This window comes from Cobetia sp. 1AS1 (assembly GCF_029846435.1).
Lineage (GTDB): Bacteria > Pseudomonadota > Gammaproteobacteria > Pseudomonadales > Halomonadaceae > Cobetia > Cobetia amphilecti.
The window spans coordinates 408,956-424,154 of the sequence record NZ_JARWKU010000001.1 but is presented as its reverse complement, the minus strand read 5'-3'; the positions used below and the strand labels follow the sequence as shown (position 1 = coordinate 424,154).

Annotated in this window: 13 protein-coding genes; 1 reads left to right on the top strand and 12 read right to left on the bottom strand. The window is 64.0% G+C overall.

From position 1 onward, the window contains the following. Nucleotides 1-17 precede the first annotated feature (17 nt). The 6 genes from QD280_RS01855 to QD280_RS01830 all read right to left on the bottom strand — a co-directional run bounded on the left by QD280_RS01855 (nucleotide 18) and on the right by QD280_RS01830 (nucleotide 6,685). Nucleotides 18-2,108 (bottom strand): DUF4955 domain-containing protein, encoded by a 2,091-nt coding sequence (locus QD280_RS01855; protein WP_279838132.1) that lies wholly within the window; start codon nucleotides 2,106-2,108, stop codon nucleotides 18-20. A 145-nt stretch (nucleotides 2,109-2,253) separates the two neighbouring features. After that, nucleotides 2,254-2,526, bottom strand: coding sequence for a DUF2160 domain-containing protein (locus QD280_RS01850; RefSeq protein WP_043334560.1), 273 nt, complete (start codon nucleotides 2,524-2,526; stop codon nucleotides 2,254-2,256). 73 nt (nucleotides 2,527-2,599) lie between these two features. Continuing rightward, entirely contained in the window at nucleotides 2,600-3,400 is an 801-nt protein-coding gene (locus tag QD280_RS01845) for a carbohydrate ABC transporter permease (RefSeq protein WP_043334505.1), read from the bottom strand. An 11-nt stretch (nucleotides 3,401-3,411) separates the two neighbouring features. After that, nucleotides 3,412-4,281, bottom strand: coding sequence for a sugar ABC transporter permease (locus QD280_RS01840; RefSeq protein WP_043334509.1), 870 nt, complete (start codon nucleotides 4,279-4,281; stop codon nucleotides 3,412-3,414). Further along, nucleotides 4,281-5,519, bottom strand: coding sequence for an ABC transporter ATP-binding protein (locus QD280_RS01835; RefSeq protein ID WP_279838131.1), 1,239 nt, complete (start codon nucleotides 5,517-5,519; stop codon nucleotides 4,281-4,283). Before QD280_RS01835 ends, QD280_RS01840 begins: the two co-directional genes overlap by 1 nt. Continuing rightward, nucleotides 5,519-6,685: an ABC transporter ATP-binding protein gene (locus QD280_RS01830; RefSeq protein WP_279838130.1), complete on the bottom strand. Its 1,167-nt coding sequence runs from the start codon at nucleotides 6,683-6,685 to the stop codon at nucleotides 5,519-5,521. The genes QD280_RS01835 and QD280_RS01830 overlap by 1 nt, the downstream gene beginning before the upstream one ends. Before the next feature lie 682 nt (nucleotides 6,686-7,367). Here QD280_RS01830 and QD280_RS01825 point away from each other — a divergent pair. Beyond that, a complete protein-coding gene (locus QD280_RS01825; protein WP_279838129.1) occupies nucleotides 7,368-9,272 on the top strand; it encodes a sigma 54-interacting transcriptional regulator in 1,905 nt (634 codons plus the stop codon). A gap of 180 nt (nucleotides 9,273-9,452) precedes the next feature. On the opposite strand, the gene QD280_RS01820 is transcribed toward QD280_RS01825, so the two are convergent. From QD280_RS01820 to QD280_RS01795, 6 genes are all read right to left on the bottom strand, one after another. Then, nucleotides 9,453-10,304 carry an ABC transporter permease gene (locus tag QD280_RS01820; protein ID WP_043334517.1) on the bottom strand — a complete coding sequence of 284 codons (852 nt, stop codon included), beginning with the start codon at nucleotides 10,302-10,304 and terminating at the stop codon, nucleotides 9,453-9,455. 3 nt (nucleotides 10,305-10,307) lie between these two features. Continuing rightward, on the bottom strand, nucleotides 10,308-11,609 hold the full coding sequence (locus QD280_RS01815; RefSeq protein WP_054556762.1) for an ABC transporter permease: 1,302 nt from the start codon (nucleotides 11,607-11,609) through the stop codon (nucleotides 10,308-10,310). Nucleotides 11,610-11,783: 174 nt separating this feature from the next. After that, on the bottom strand, nucleotides 11,784-12,920 hold the full coding sequence (locus tag QD280_RS01810) for an extracellular solute-binding protein (protein ID WP_225347830.1): 1,137 nt from the start codon (nucleotides 12,918-12,920) through the stop codon (nucleotides 11,784-11,786). A 174-nt stretch (nucleotides 12,921-13,094) separates the two neighbouring features. Beyond that, a complete protein-coding gene (locus tag QD280_RS01805) occupies nucleotides 13,095-14,243 on the bottom strand; it encodes an ABC transporter ATP-binding protein (protein ID WP_175089820.1) in 1,149 nt (382 codons plus the stop codon). Between the two features lie 368 nt (nucleotides 14,244-14,611). After that, the gene (locus tag QD280_RS01800) at nucleotides 14,612-14,773 is read right to left on the bottom strand and encodes a YqaE/Pmp3 family membrane protein (protein WP_043334518.1); all 162 of its coding nucleotides are present in this window, start codon (nucleotides 14,771-14,773) and stop codon (nucleotides 14,612-14,614) included. An 84-nt stretch (nucleotides 14,774-14,857) separates the two neighbouring features. After that, the gene (locus QD280_RS01795; protein WP_279838128.1) at nucleotides 14,858-15,136 is read right to left on the bottom strand and encodes a hypothetical protein; all 279 of its coding nucleotides are present in this window, start codon (nucleotides 15,134-15,136) and stop codon (nucleotides 14,858-14,860) included. Between the last annotated feature and the right edge of the window lie 63 nt (nucleotides 15,137-15,199).

Below are 15,199 nucleotides of genomic sequence, written 5' to 3'. Positions count from 1 at the left end.
TGCTCAGCGGCTTGCTGTCACTCTCGCGCCTCCTGCAGCAGCTCGCGCTGGGCGCGGTAGAGCGAGGCGGGCTTCACGGCCTCGCCCGGCGACTCGACGCGTGCCTGCAAGGCATCCATCGGCGGCAAGGGGTCATACTCGGTCACGCCCTTGGCATTCATCACCCGGGCATAGTCATGGCGATTGGCGATGCCCAGCGCATGCCCGGTCGCCCCGACGACCGTCGGCATGATCACCTTGCCGAAGTGAGAATCGGCGCGCATGAAGGGCCAGGCAGCATGTGGCTTGCCGATATTGACCGGGTTCCACAGCACCAGCCCGCGCAGATGATTGGGCTGATGGCCGACACTGGCGCCCCAGCGGTCGCGCACATGACCGCCACGCTTGCGATCGAACACGTTGTCGCGCGATTGCTGACCATGCAGCTCGATACCACTGTCACCGGCGTGCTCCAGTTCAAGGTAGACGTTATGGGTCGCGTAGCGGGCCACCCCGGGCGCATGCCAGGCATGACTTTGGTCGACTACCTGGCGGGCCAGTACCTGATTGCTGTCACTGATCGTCATCGCGATATGCCCGGGCTTGCCGGTCATCGTCACGTCCTCGAGTGTCAGCTGTGAACTGTGGCGCACCTTCACCCCCTGATTGAAACTGTCGAGCCGTACGTCACGTACCCAGCCATCCGTGATGCCATCCAGGTCCAGAAGGCCGAAGCCGCTGTCATCCTCGGCGCTGCGGTGATGCTTGAAGTGCCCCCGCCAGTTGCCCTTGAGCGTGATGCCCTGCACCCCGACTTCCCGTGCCGGGTGCAGGCGTGCGATGCGCCACTGCTCACCGGGAAAGCGCTCATGCACCACCGGCAGCGAGAGCGTGAGACGCTTGCCGTCACGTGCCACCACGCGGTAGCGCGCCCGCTTGATCACTCCGTCACGCTCGATCAACCAGCGTGACTCGCCGGTGCTGGCGTCCTTTTCCATCTGATAGGGTGCCAGGGCACGCGCCACTGCCTCAGACCGCTTGTCGATGCTCTCCAGCAGCACCTCATCGCCTGGCGCGAGCGCTGCGCCATCTGATTCATCCGACTGACCCGCCTCATCCGCCTCATCCGCCAGCGTGATCGTGTCCTGCGTATCCGCCGGCTGCCGGTGGCTCGTCGGCGTGACGGCTTGCCATTCTTCCTGCCTGCCCCCCTCGGCCAGATTGCCCAGATGCAGCAGCCAGGGAGTGCTCCAGTACCAGCTGGCGTGCAACGGCAGCATCGGCCGGGTCTGCCTGAGGTGCGTGACATCACTGCCCGCGCCCATCAAGGTCCAATGACTGCCTGCCAGACTCAAACCCTGCATCTTGAGCAATGCCTCGCGCAGCGCCTGCTGGCGTTCTGCATCCGCCACCGCGGCTTTCAGTGCCACCAGGCGGGAGTGAAACCAGTCGCGCTCGGCTGCCCCATACACCACGTAATCCCCCGCCGGGAAATACAGCACGCCGCGGCGCGCCGGGCGGTCAGCGTCATCACTGCCCTGGCGCTGCCAATCACGCATGGCGGCATGCGCCCTGAGGATCGCGCGGCGATCGCTCAGGGTGTCACTGCCATCCGCGCCGTAGGCCGTGACATCGAACCGGCGCAGCACGCCCTTTTCGCTCTCACCTGCCGTGCCCTTTTCTGCCTCGCCCTTTTCTGCCTTGCCCTTTCCTGCCGCTTCACCCTCGTCACGGGACTCAAGCTCAAGTGCCGGCAGTGCCTCGCCCTGATGGTAGCCGGCGCGAGAAACATCTGGCAGTGGCAGTGGCTTGCGCGCCTCGGGTGAGCGGGCCTGATTGGCCTGCCACACACGCTGATACTGCTGCCACAATGTTGATTGCCCTGCATCTTCCGCCTCGCCATCCCCGACCTGCTGATCAGGCGTCGGGGCGCCCGGGCTTTCGAGCGGTGTACCGGCCCACCAACCGAGGGCGACAACGCAGGCAATGCTCAGCCCTGTCACGCCCGCCCAGAGACGACGGCGGTTCTTGCTGCCCGGCGAGGGAGAGTCGCCATGTGAAGCGCCATGTAAAGCACCCTTTGAAGCACTACCTGTAGACGAGCGATGCGGTGAGCGAGATGACGACATGCAACGAGATTCCAGAGCGGCGAATGTCACTGGCGGATGCCAGTCAGAACCGCTTGGGACTCCCCTCAGGCTGTCCGGTTCCGTGTTGCCACCGGGCGACGCTGCCTGTCGTCAGCGCTCTCTCCTCTCCACATCTCCCCGCATTTCATCCCCACTTCATCAACACCAGCATCCAGACGACACACACGATGCTGATCATCCACAGCACCTGATCGGTAAAGCCCAGCCACAGCAGATGCAGCCAGCCGCTGGAGAGCAGCCCGATGAACAGTCTGTCGCCCCGCGTGGTCGCGATGGGCAGAAATCCCTGCCGACTCAGCGTCGGGGTCACGAACTGCCAGGCGGTCATGCCCAGCAGCAGGGTGCCGATACCGGCAAAGAAGAGTGACGTGGGCAGTGTCCAGGCCATCCATTCCATCATCATGTCCTCTTGTGGGCCGCCAGCAGAGACTTGCTGACGGCAATGACAGCGGCGCTCGGCCTGGTGACGATCACACCCTGCCCAGGGCGAAGCCCTTGGCGACATGGTTGCGCACGAAGTAGATCACCAGAATGCCGGGAATCAGCGTCAGGGCACCGGCGGCGGCCAGCACGCCCCAGTCGATGCCCGAGGCCGAGACCGTTCGCGTCATCACCGCCGCTATCGGTTTCGCCTCCGTCGAGGTCAGGGTTCGCGCCAGCAACAGCTCCACCCACGAGAACATGAAGCAGAAGAAGGCGGTCACCCCGATCCCCGGACGAATCATCGGAATGAACAGCGTCAGGAAGAAGCGCGGGAAGCTGTAGCCGTCGATATAGGCCGTCTCATCGATCTCCTTGGGCACGCCGGACATGAAGCCTTCCAGAATCCAGACCGCCAGCGGCACGTTGAACAGACAGTGCGCGAGAGCCACCGCCAGCGGGGTATCAAACAGCCCCACCGAGGAATAGAGCTGGAAGAACGGCAGCAGGAAGACCGCCGGCGGCGCCATGCGATTGGTCAGCAGCCAGAAGAACAGATGCTTGTCGCCCAGGAAGCGATAGCGCGAGAAGGCATAGGCCGCCGGCAGCGCCACCGCCAGCGAGATGAGCATGTTGAGCACCACGTAGCTCATCGAGTTGAGGTAGCCCATGTACCAGCTGGGGTCGGTGAAGATCACCCGATAGTTGTCGAAGGTGAAGTTCTCGGGCCACAGGGTCAGGCCGCCGAGAATCTCCTGATTCGACTTGAAGGACATGATCAGCAGCCAGTAGATCGGCACCAGCAGAAACAGCAGATAGATCGTCATTACCAGACGCTTGCGTGTGGTCATCACTTGTCTCCTCAGGCGTCGTCACTGTCCTGATGGGTCATGGCGGTATAGAACAGCCACGAGACCAGCAGGATGATGAGGAAGTAGATCAGCGAGAAGGCAGCGGCACGTCCAAGATCGAACTGGCCGATCGCCATCTGGGTCAAGGTCTGGGACAGGAAGGTGGTGGTGGTACCCGGCCCGCCACCGGTGAGCACGAAGGGCTCGGTGTAGATCATGAAGCTGTCCATGAAGCGCAGCATGATGCCGATCAACAGCACGCTCTTGAGCTTGGGCAGCTGGATGTAGCGGAACACGGCCCAGGGCGAGGCACGGTCGATGCGCGCGGCCTGGTAATAGACATCGGGAATGGCACGCAGCCCCGAATAGCACAGCAGCGCCACCAGCGACGTCCAGTGCCAGACATCCATCACCAGCACCGTCACCCAGGCGTCAGCCGGATTGGAGGCGTAGTTGTAGTCGATGCCCAGCTGGCCCAGCGCCCAGCCGTAGAGACCGATGTCCTCACGACCGATGATCTGCCAGATGGTGCCGACCACGTTCCAGGGAATCAGCAGCGGCAAGGCCAGCAGAATCATGCACAGCGAGACCATGAAGCCCTTGCGCGGCATCGAGAGCGCCACGGCGATCCCCAGTGGAATCTCGATGGCCAGCACCGCGAAGGAATAGACGAACTGCCGGATCAGCGAATCGTGCAGGCGCTCGTCACGCAGGATCTCGCGATACCATTCGGTGCCGACGAAGAAGCGCGTGGAGGGATCGAAGATGTCCTGCACCGAGTAGTTGACCACCGTCATCATCGGAATGATGGCCGAGAACGCCACCACGATGACCACCGGCAGCACCAGCCACCAGGCGCGATTGTTGTGTGTGCGTTGCATCAGGCGTTTCCTCCCGGCCGCTCGTCATCTTCCCCTCTGACAGGGCCGCCACTCTCCCCTCTGGCAAAGCTGTCCGCCTCGCCACTGTCGGGCGCGCCGGCCTGTGACAGGTCCAGCAGGTGCTCATCGAGATAGAAGCGCTGCCAGCGGGCCGGCAGGCGCAGACGCACGCGGCCTGTCGGCAGCGGCGCATCTTCCTCGATACGCGCCTTGAACAGGCAGCCGCCACCGATGTCGAGATCCACCACCTTGTAGGTGCCCAGGTCCTGCACCAGCGTGACCTGACCACTCAGCCAGTGCTCGCGGGTGTCGGGAACCGCCGTCGCTGGTGAGCTGTCGCTGGCCTCGAGCTCGACGAATTCGGGGCGAATGCCCAGCTTCAACTCGCCCTTGCGCTCCGCCAGTGTCGCCAGCAGCGCCCGTGGGAGATGCAGCAGGGGCGCACCCTCCCCCGTTCCGAGCCGTACGCCCTGCGATTCCAGCGTGATGCTGGCCAGGTTCATGCCCGGCGAGCCGATGAAGTAGCCCACGAAGGTGTGAGCGGGGTCCTCGAACAGCTCGCGCGGGGTGCCGAACTGCACGATGCGGCCTTCATACATCACCGCGATCTTGTCGGCGAAGGTCGAGGCCTCCAGCTGATCATGGGTGACGTAGACCATGGTGATGTTGAACTGCTCATGGATCTGCTTGAGCTTGCGGCGCAGCTTCCACTTGAGGTGGGGGTCGATGACCGTCAGCGGTTCATCGAACAGGATGGCGGCCACGTCATCGCGCACCAGGCCACGGCCCATCGAGACTTTCTGCTTCTCGTCAGCCGTCAGGTTGCTGGCACGCCGCGTCAGCAGGTCTTCCAGCTCCAGCACCTGGGCGATCTCACGCACCCGGGACTGCACCTTGTGCTCCGGCTGGCGCTGATTGCGCAGCGGGAAGGCCAGATTGTCGAAGACGGTCATGGTGTCGTAGACCACCGGGAACTGGAACACCTGGGCGATGTTGCGCTCTTCCGGCGGCAGCCGATTGACCACGCGATCATCGAAGCGCACCTCGCCCTCGGAGGGGGCCAGCAACCCGGAGATGATGTTGAGCAGCGTGCTCTTGCCACACCCCGACGGGCCGAGCAGTGCATAGGCGCCGCCCTGCTGCCAGACATGATTCATGCGCCGGATGGCGTAATCACTGTCGGCGGTGGGCGCCGCCAGGTAGCTGTGCGCCAGATCATTGAGGTGTATTTCCGCCATCAGGCCAGCCCTCCGCCAGTCGTGGTGGGTCGCTCGGGCGATCGGATCAGTGCCCCATCGCCGCCCGGGCCTGCCACTTCACCGCCAGCGCGGCCCTTGTCATCCGCATAGACGAACAGCTTGTGGGCGGGGGCATAGACGCGGATGGCATCATCCACGGCGAAGTCGTGGATACCGGCCAGATGCAGGACCAGCGAGTGATCGGCATTGCTGACATGCAGGAAGGTCTCGGAGCCGGAGATCTCGGCGATATCCACCGTGACGGCGAACTCCAGATCATCATCGGCCAGTGGTGCCAGCCCCAGATGGCTGGGGCGGATACCGAAGCGATAGGCCCCGCTCTCGATTCCCGCCAGTGGCGCGGGCAACACGAAACGGCTGCCCTGCTCGCCGGCACTGGCCGCGCCGGAGAACGCCAGCTCACGTCCGCGCACCTCGGCCTCGAACAGGTTGATCTGCGGCTCGGAGTAGAGCTTCGCCGCCTCGACACTCAGCGGATGATGGTAGACGGCTTCGGTAGGCCCGGACTGCAGCACCCGCCCTTCATGCATCAGGGTGGTGGTGCCGCCGAGTGCCAGCGCCTCGCCGGGCTCGGTAGTGGCGTAGACGGCAATGGTATTGCGGGTCGCGAACAGGCTGCGCATCTCGTGGCGCAGCTCTTCGCGCAGCTTGTAGTCGAGATTGACCAGCGGCTCATCGAACAGCACCAGGTCGGCGTCCTTGACCAGCGCCCGCGCCATGGCCGTGCGCTGCTGCTGGCCACCGGACAGCTCCGCTGGCTGACGCGCAAGGAACTGCTCGATATGCAGCATCTCGGCGATCTCGTGCACGCGGCGGCGGATTTCCTCGGGCGCCATGCGCGCCAGCTTCAGCGGCGAGGCGATGTTGTCGTAGACGCTCAGGCTCGGGTAGTTGATGAACTGCTGATAGACCATCGAGATGTTGCGCTCGCGCACCGGACGGCCGGTCACGTCCTCGCCGTTCATCACGATGCGCCCGTCACTGGGCACATCGAGGCCCGCCATCAGGCGCATCAGCGACGTCTTGCCGGACAGGGTGCGTCCCAGCAGCACATTGAAGGAGCCGGGCTCGAAGGTCAGGTCCACCCTGTCGATATGGGTCTCGCGGCCAACCCGGCGGGTGACCGCCTCAAGGCTCAAGGACATGGCGCTGTCTCGTCTGGTGAAAGTCATCGGGGCAAGGACACGGCCAACCACTGCCGAGTGTTCACACCCACCTGGTGACTATCCTCAAGCGAACCCTGTGCCAGCCGCGCGCAGACACCTGCCCACAGACTCCCTCCTTCAGCCCTCGGAGGGCGCCAGATTCCGCTCTTCTGTCGATCATTCAGCCACTTGCCAGATGCGACCAAGGCAGGGGCAGACCATGGTCTAGCCCGTCATCCGCCGCGTCTGCCGCTACTCTGATGAACAGTGTCTGAACACTAAAGTTCTCGGAACTGAACACTGGAGTCCTCGGAACTGAACACTCGCCACGCACAAGTGAACATTGCCGTGAACACTCCCCCAGGCCGATATCAGCATCGATAACAGCACCCATAACAACAGAGGCCTGAAAGGCCCGCCGCACAAGGGACGTCGCATGCCACTACCCCACGCCGCCAAGCACTCAGCGCGTCACACTGCTCATCATTCGGCCAAGCATCCAGCTCACCACGCGGAGGATCAGGCGCTCGATCCAGGCGCCGCCTGCGCAACGCCTGCGGCGGCGCTTCCCCCTGCTCCCTCCTCTTCTGTTCCCTCTTCTTTCCCCTCGGCGCTGCCGCCCTCAACCCTCAGGTGTCCGCCGGAGGAGCTCGTCTGGCGTCAGCGTCAGGCCGCCAGCCTGATGGCGACGGTGGCGTCAGCGGTGGCCGGTCATACCTTCAACCTGCTCGATCACTGGCAGGCGTGTCTGGTACTGACCGACCGCGACGGCGTGGTGCTGGCAAGCTACGGCCATCAACAGCTGCTGGGCAATGACGCCGCCCTGTTGCACCCCGGCGCGCGCTGGCGTGAGGAGTCGCTGGGTCACAACGCCATCGCCGAGACCCTGAATGCGCCGCGCGCCAATCGCCTGGCGCGCATCGCGCTCGAGGCGCATGACGCCGAATGCCTCAAGGGGCTGGCCAGCGCCAGTGCCGCACTGCTGGCGCCCGCCAGCTGGAGTGCCAGTCGCGGCCTGGCGCCCGGCGCCTGCGAGGGGTGCCTGGGGCTGATCTGCGACCCCTACCGTGTCCGCCAGTACAGCCTCGGCATGCTCGGGGTACTGGCGGATGACATCGAGCAACGCCGACTGGGCGAAGCGCATGGGCACGACCATCACCTGTTGCGCCTGCATCTCAACCGCTCGCAGCTGGACTCGCCCAGCGCGGCCCTGCTGGCTATCACGCCGCAAGGTCAGGTCGCGGCTGCCAGTCGCCGGGGACTGCAGTTGCTGGCGGCTCACCTTGAACTCACGCCCGCCTCCGACAGCGCAGACACCGCATCTCACAGCGCAGCCAATGCATCGAACAGCGCGGCCAATGCAACGGACAGCGACAGCTGCGCCACCCGCGATGACATCCACCTGCTGTTGGGCCAGCCGCTGGCACGCTGGCAGCTGGACTGGACGCCGCTGGCCCAGCTCGCCGATGCGCAGTGTGTGGCACTCACGCAGCACCCGCGCTTCACGGGCTACACCCTGTGCGCAGCCCCGCCCAGGCCACGGGTCGTGGCCCGTGCGCCGGCCGAGCGCTCCGCAAGCCAGCCCACGGCCGAGGCAGCTACTCGAGAGACTGCGTGCCACCCGAGCCTTGCGCGCCTGCATCATGGCGATGCCGGCTGGGCCAGGGTCTGCGAACTGCTGACGCGGCTGGTGAACGCCCGCCTGCCACTGCTGCTGCAGGGCGAGACCGGCGTCGGCAAGGAGGAAGTGGTCAAGGCGCTGCATCAGGCCAGTCATCGCGCCCATCAGCCGCTGGTCGCCATCAACTGCGCCGCCTTGCCTGATGAGCTGGTCGAGGCCGAACTGTTCGGCTATCGGCGCGGCGCCTTTACCGGTGCCGACCCCGCCGGACGCGAAGGCCGCCTGCTCGAGGCCAATGGCGGGCGCCTGTTCCTGGATGAGATCGGCGACATGCCGCTGCATGTGCAGGCGCGTCTGCTGCGCGTGCTGCAGGAGCGTGAAGTCACGCCGCTGGGCGGCGGCAAGCCGCAGCGGGTCGATTTCGAACTGGTCGCCGCCACCCATCAGCCTCTCAACGAGCTGGTCAAGGCGGGGCGCTTCCGGGCGGATCTCTACTATCGCCTGTGTGGGGCCACCATTGCCCTGCCGCCGCTGAGGGAGCGTCACGACATCGCCGGCCTGAGTCGTGCCCTGCTGACACGGCTGTGCCGGGAGCAGCAACGTGAGCTGCCGCGCATCACGCCCGCCTTCCTCGATCGCCTCACCCAGCATGTCTGGCCCGGCAACGTGCGCGAACTGGACAACGTGCTGCGTCTGGCACTGGCACTGTGCGACGGGCCGGCCCTGGAGCCGGCCCATGTGATGCTGGCAGGCGACTGTCTCGCATCACAGGGCGACTGCCTCGCGGCAGAGGGCGAGATTGCCCACCAGCCCCCGCAACCGAGCGGCCTGCCCTCGCTGCATGATCTCTCCAGCGCCGAGGAGCTGCAGAGTGCGCTGGACGCGCTGGGCGGCAACGTCTCGCGTCTCGCGCGGGAGCTGGGCATCAGCCGCACCACGCTCTACAAGCGGCTCGGCGCGGCCTGACGCAGTAGGCTTTTCCTCAAGCCCTGTCTCCAAGCCCTATCTTCAAGCCCCGGCCCTGAAACGCCCGCGCCCCCGCAGACAGACTCTGCGGGGGCACGGGCGTTTCTTGCGACTCCTGTTTCTCACCGCTATCAAGCGCTCAGCACTCAAGGGCAGAGGCCAGAGGGTAGAGGACAAAGATCAGCTCGGCGTCAGGCCGCGCAGACGTTCATTGCGGCGGCGAATCAGCTCCAGTGTCGTCAGCAGCAGAATCGAGACCAGCACCAGCAGCGTGGCCACCGCCAGAATCGTCGGGCTGATCTCCTCGCGGATACCGGACCACATCTGGATCGGGATGGTGGTCTGCGCCGGCCCGGCGATGAACAGCACCACCACGACTTCATCGAACGAGGTGATGAAGGCGAACAGCGCACCGGACACCACCCCCGGCGTCACCAGCGGCAGGATGATGCGGAAGAAGGTGCGACTCGGACTGGCCCCCAGCGAGTGCGCCGCACGTGTCAGCGAGTGATCGAAGCCGGACAGCGTCGCCGTCACCGTGATCACCACGAAGGGAATGCCCAGCGCCGTGTGCGCCAGAATCACGCCCAGATAGGTCTGGGTCAGCCCCAGTTTCGAGAAGAAGAAGAACATCGCCGCGGCGCTGATGATCAGCGGCACGATCATCGGCGAGATCAGGATCGCCATGATGGTATTGCGAAACGGCATGAAGCGGCTGGAAAGCCCCAGTGCGGCAAGCGTGCCCAGTACCGTGGCCAGCACCGTCGCGCACACCGCCACGATGATGCTGTTCTTGATCGAGCGCATCCACTCATCCGAGGTGAAGAACTCCTGATACCAGCGCAGCGAGTAGCCCTCCGGGTCCAGCGACAGCATCTTCTCCGAGAAGGTGAAGTAAGGTTCGGCATTGAACGAGAGCGGAATGATCACCAGGATCGGCCCGATCAGGAACAGGAAGATCAGCGCGCACAGCACGCAGAACACCCAATGCCAGATCCGCTCACCACGAGTTGCATAGGAAGGTATGGCCATCTGTCACCCCAGTTTGACCTTGTCCACACCGATCAGACGGTTGTAGACGAGATAGAAGAGGATCACCACGACCAGCAGAATCGAGCCAATGGCCGCTGCCAGCCCCCAGTTGAGCGAGGTCTGCATGTGATAGGCGATGAAGTTGGTGATGAAGCGGCCCGACTGCCCGCCCACCAGTGCCGGCGTGATGTAGTAGCCGATGGAGAGGATGAAGACCAGAATCGAGCCCGCCCCGATACCCGGCAAGGTCTGCGGGAAGTAGACGCGCCGGAAGGCGGTAATCGGCCCGGCGCCCAGCGAGCGCGCCGCGTGCATGTAGCTGGGCGGGATGGTCTTCATCACCGAGTACAGCGGCAGAATCATGAACGGCAGCAGGATGTGGGTCATCGCGATGATGGTGCCGGTCTTGTTGTAGATCATCTGGATACGCGCCTCCTCGGCGAGTATCCCGACGCCCACCAGCATGTCGTTGAGCACCCCCTGCTGCTGCAGGATCGCGATCCAGGTGGTGGTTCGCACCAGCAGCGAGGTCCAGAACGGCAGCAGTACCAGAATCATCAGCAGATTGCCGCGACTGGCCGGCAGGGTCGCCAGCAGCCAGGCCACCGGATAGGCCAGCAACAGACACAGCCCGGTGATCGCCGCGCTCATCCAGAAGGTGCGGATGAACAGCGAGACGTGGATCTGCAGATACTCCGGTTTCTCGACGATCTCGCCTGTCGGTGAGAACTGGCGATCCACCGCCGCCAGATAGTAGGAAGCGGTGAGAGGCGACGATTCGCGTTTGATCAGACGCCAGATATCCGGGTCCTCCCAATCCTCATCGGCCTTGATCAGCGCGGCCTTGTAAGGGGCCTCCATGCGACCGGCACGGCGGGCGCTCTTCATGAACAGCGACCGCATGCCGGACTTTTCGTAGTTGAGACGCGAGGCGACGCGCCCGAGATTGCGCGCCTTGAGTCCCGCGGCCAGGTCCTGCGCCAGGGCGGCGTAGGCGGCCTCTTCCGGCAACCCTTCGCCGTCCCAGTCGACCAGCACCTCGCTGGTGCGCGGTAGATAGGTGGAGACTTCCGGGTTGTCGACACTGCGTGACAGCATGTCGAAGATGGGCATGACGAATGCCAGCCCGATGAAGACCAGCAACGGCGCCACCAGCAACAACGCCTTGATGCGGCTGCGGCGGATGGCACGATTGAGGCTCTGTTTCAGCGGTACGCCATCGGCGGTGGTCAGCGCCGCGCCGGGGGCACCATTGGGGTCATGTGCTGCGCTTCCGGACGTGGCCGGGGCGGAGGAATCGCTCATCCTGCACTCCTTGATCGGCTATCCGAGGATGCCTGGGCCGCCAGCCGGCTTCCGCGTGACAGTGACGGAAGACAACCTGGCGGAATCGAGCATGGCCGAGGGGCCATCAGGCATGATCAAAAAGGCCCCGGCGCGCGGGTGTGCGCCACCGGGGCCAGCGGGTCAGTGCAGGGGTCAGCGTGCCAGCCAGGCGTTGAAGCGCTGGCTCAGTTCATCGAGGTTGTCGGCCCAGAATTCGTCATCCTTGGGGATGGCGGTCTCGAAGTTGGGGCCATAGGTCGGCATGTGCGGCTTCATGTCGATGCCGGTGTCCGCATGGGTCGAGACCAGAGCCGCGGAGGAGGTACGCGCCGGCCCGTAGGAGATGTACTTGGCCTGATCCGCCAGACGCTGGGTATCGGTGGCGAACATCAGGTAATCCTTGACCTTGTCGAGCTTGCCGGTCGGCACCACCCAGCCATCCAGCTCGAAGACCTGGGCATCCCAGACGATGGAGAATGGCTGCTTCTCGTTGACCTCGGCATCGAAGATGCGTCCGTTGTAGGCCGAGGCGAAGGCCACTTCCTTGTCCGCCAGCAGCTGCGGCGGCTGTGCGCCCTCTTCCCACCAGATCACGCTGTCCTTGATGGTATCGAGCTTGGCGAAGGCACGTTCGATGCCTTCCTCGGAATCCAGCATCTCGTAGACATCTTCCGGGGCCACGCCATCGGCCACCAGCGCCCACTCCATGTTGTTGATCGGCTTCTTCTGCAGCGCACGCTTGCCGGGGAATTCCTCGAGATTGAAGACGTCATCGATGGAATCCGGCTGCTTGTCCTCGGGGAACATCTCGGTATTGAAGGCCACGATGTTGGAGTAGACGATCTGCGGCACGAAGCACTCGCTGAGCGAATTCTCGATGAAGTCCTCGCTGGCCGGCGTGCCATCCGGCGCTGCCGCGAACAGGGTGTCCGGGTCCAGCGGCTCGATCAGGCCTTCCGAACAGGCAATCAAGGCATCACTGGGCAGCATGTCGACCAGGTCCCAGGTGACGTTGCCGGCCTGGACCTGTGCGCGCAGACCGGACAGCGCATTGGATGACTTGTCGATATTGACGACGGTGTCGCCGCTCTTCTCTTCCCAGGGCTCGTGATAGGCCTTGTTCTGGCTGTCGGTATAGGCGCCGCCCCACGAGACGATATTGAGCGTCTCGGCCTGGGCCGCACCGGCGCTCATGCCGGCCGCTGCCACGGCAACCGCCAGCAGGCTGCGCAGCGGCATGCCCGGACGTGAGGTAGTGAATGACGCGGTGAACTGATTGATGACTGACATGGATGAGTCTCCCTGATTTCTTGTTGTTGTGCTGCACTCTTGTCGCGAAATCTGCTCTTGCTTTGCTGAGGAAGCGTGCTTCACCTCCCGTGCTGCCTTGTCCTTTCTCGCCTGTCCTTTTCTCGCCTGTCCTTTCTCGCCTGTGCTTCTGGCCTGTTCTGACCCTTGCTGGCCTCAGGCATCCAGCGCCCGGCAGTCGCAGGCGTCCCATCCGACCTGCAGGGTCTGCCCGGGCCGCAAGGGCGGATAACCCTCGGCGTTGGGTGTCTTGATGATGAATTCGTCACTGCCACACACCGCCACGCGCGTGCGTAGATGATCTCCAAGATAGATCACCTCGAGAACCTCGGCGGAGAAGACATTGTCGGGAGGGCTTGGCGTGCCCGCGGCGCCTGGCTCTTCCGCCGACAGCAGGCGCACCCGCTCCGGGCGCAGTGACAGCTGGGTGCGCTCGCCGACCTCATTGACGGCCACCTTGAGTGCCCGTACCTGCTCGCCGCTGTCGAGGGTCACCGTGCAATGCTCACCCTGAGCGTCGAGCTGCGATACCTGGCCGTTGAGGCGATTGTTCTCGCCGATGAAATAGGCGACGAAGGCATTCTCCGGCGCTTCATACAGCGCCTCGGGGGTTGCCAGCTGCTGGACGATGCCGTCATTGAAGACCGCGATGCGGTCCGACATGGTCAGCGCTTCCGTCTGATCGTGGGTCACGTAGAGCATGGTGACACCGAGGCGCTGGTGGATGCGCTTGATCTCGAACTGCATCTCTTCGCGCAGGTTCTTGTCCAGCGCCCCCAGCGGCTCATCCATCAGCACCAGCTCCGGCTCGAAGACCAGCGCACGTGCCAGGGCGACCCGCTGTTGCTGCCCGCCGGAGAGCTGCCCCGGGCGGCGATCGCCGAATTCGCCGAGTCGCACCATATCCAGCGCGTTGGCCACCTTGGTCGAGATTTCCTCCTTGCTCATGCCGCGCACTTCCAATGGGAAGGCCAGGTTCTCGGCCACGCTCATGTGCGGAAACAGCGCATAGTTCTGGAAGACCATGCCGATACCGCGCTTGTGCGGTGGCAAGTCGTTGATGGGGGTACCGTCGAGGAGGATGTCGCCGTGGGTCGGCGTTTCGAAGCCTGCCATCATCATCAGGCAGGTGGTCTTGCCGGAACCGGACGGCCCCAGCAGGGTGACGAACTCGCCGCGCTGGACTTCAAGATTGAAGCCCTTGACCACCAGCGTTTCGCCGTCATAACTCTTTTGCACATCATTGAAGATCGCGAAGCAGGAGCTGGTCTCCTGCGGCGCGTCGGGCTCAGCAGTCGTGACCATGCGTGGTATCCATACGTGTTGTTGTTATCGTGGAGCATGTGATCGAACAGGCTTCACCGGCCCTGATCGCTGCCCTAAGTCCCATTTGACCCTACGGGGGCAAGCGAGAGGCGACAAGCGCCGCGCTCACTGAAAAGCGTTGAAATCAGGCTATGCGAAAGTCTACATGTTGAACTACCGTCGCCTGCCATTCGCCAAGGGCCCTCGGCAAGCCCCGCCGCTGTATCACCGACGCCACATGGCGCCTCCCCGGTGAGCGCCCACTGAAAAGCCCCCGCTGCACACAAGGCAGCGGGGGCTTTGGGCCTTTCAACTCTGGGTTGCCCGCGGTGGGCAGCCATGTCAGAGCCTCTGGGGCTCAGCGGTGGTCAGAACTTGGTAATGACCCACACCGCGTGGATGATCCCCGGCAGGAAACCGAAGCAGGTCAGGATGATGTTGATCCAGAAATGCTTGTTGGCGACACCCACCTGCATGAGAACGCCCAGCGGCGGCAGGATGATGGCCAGAATGATGCGAATGATATCCATGAGTTGCTCCTTGCGATTGTGACAACCGTGACTCCACGGAGGTCATGAATGTTCGGTACTCGTGTTGATCAGTGTCCTTCTTGATTACTGCCCGTCTTGATCAGCGTCGGCCTTGTCGACGTCATCGTCGTGCGCAGAGGCGGGTCCGCCGGCGCGGGCCTGACGATCGATCTTCTGGGACAGCTTCTCGGAGTCCGCGGCCAGCTGCTCGTGGTAGCGCTCCCAGTCTTCCCAGTCATGCGGCGTCCCGGTGCGGGGCCGATGGCTGCCGGACTCACGTGCACGTGCCCAGGCATGTTCTTCCAGACTCTGAGGCTTGTCCTCCTCCTTGTCCTTGTCGCCGTCCAGGCCGTGCTTCGCCATGTACTCTCGTGCGTTCATCTATTGCCTCGCTTGCCAGACTCGACGCCTGACGATGCTGTGACG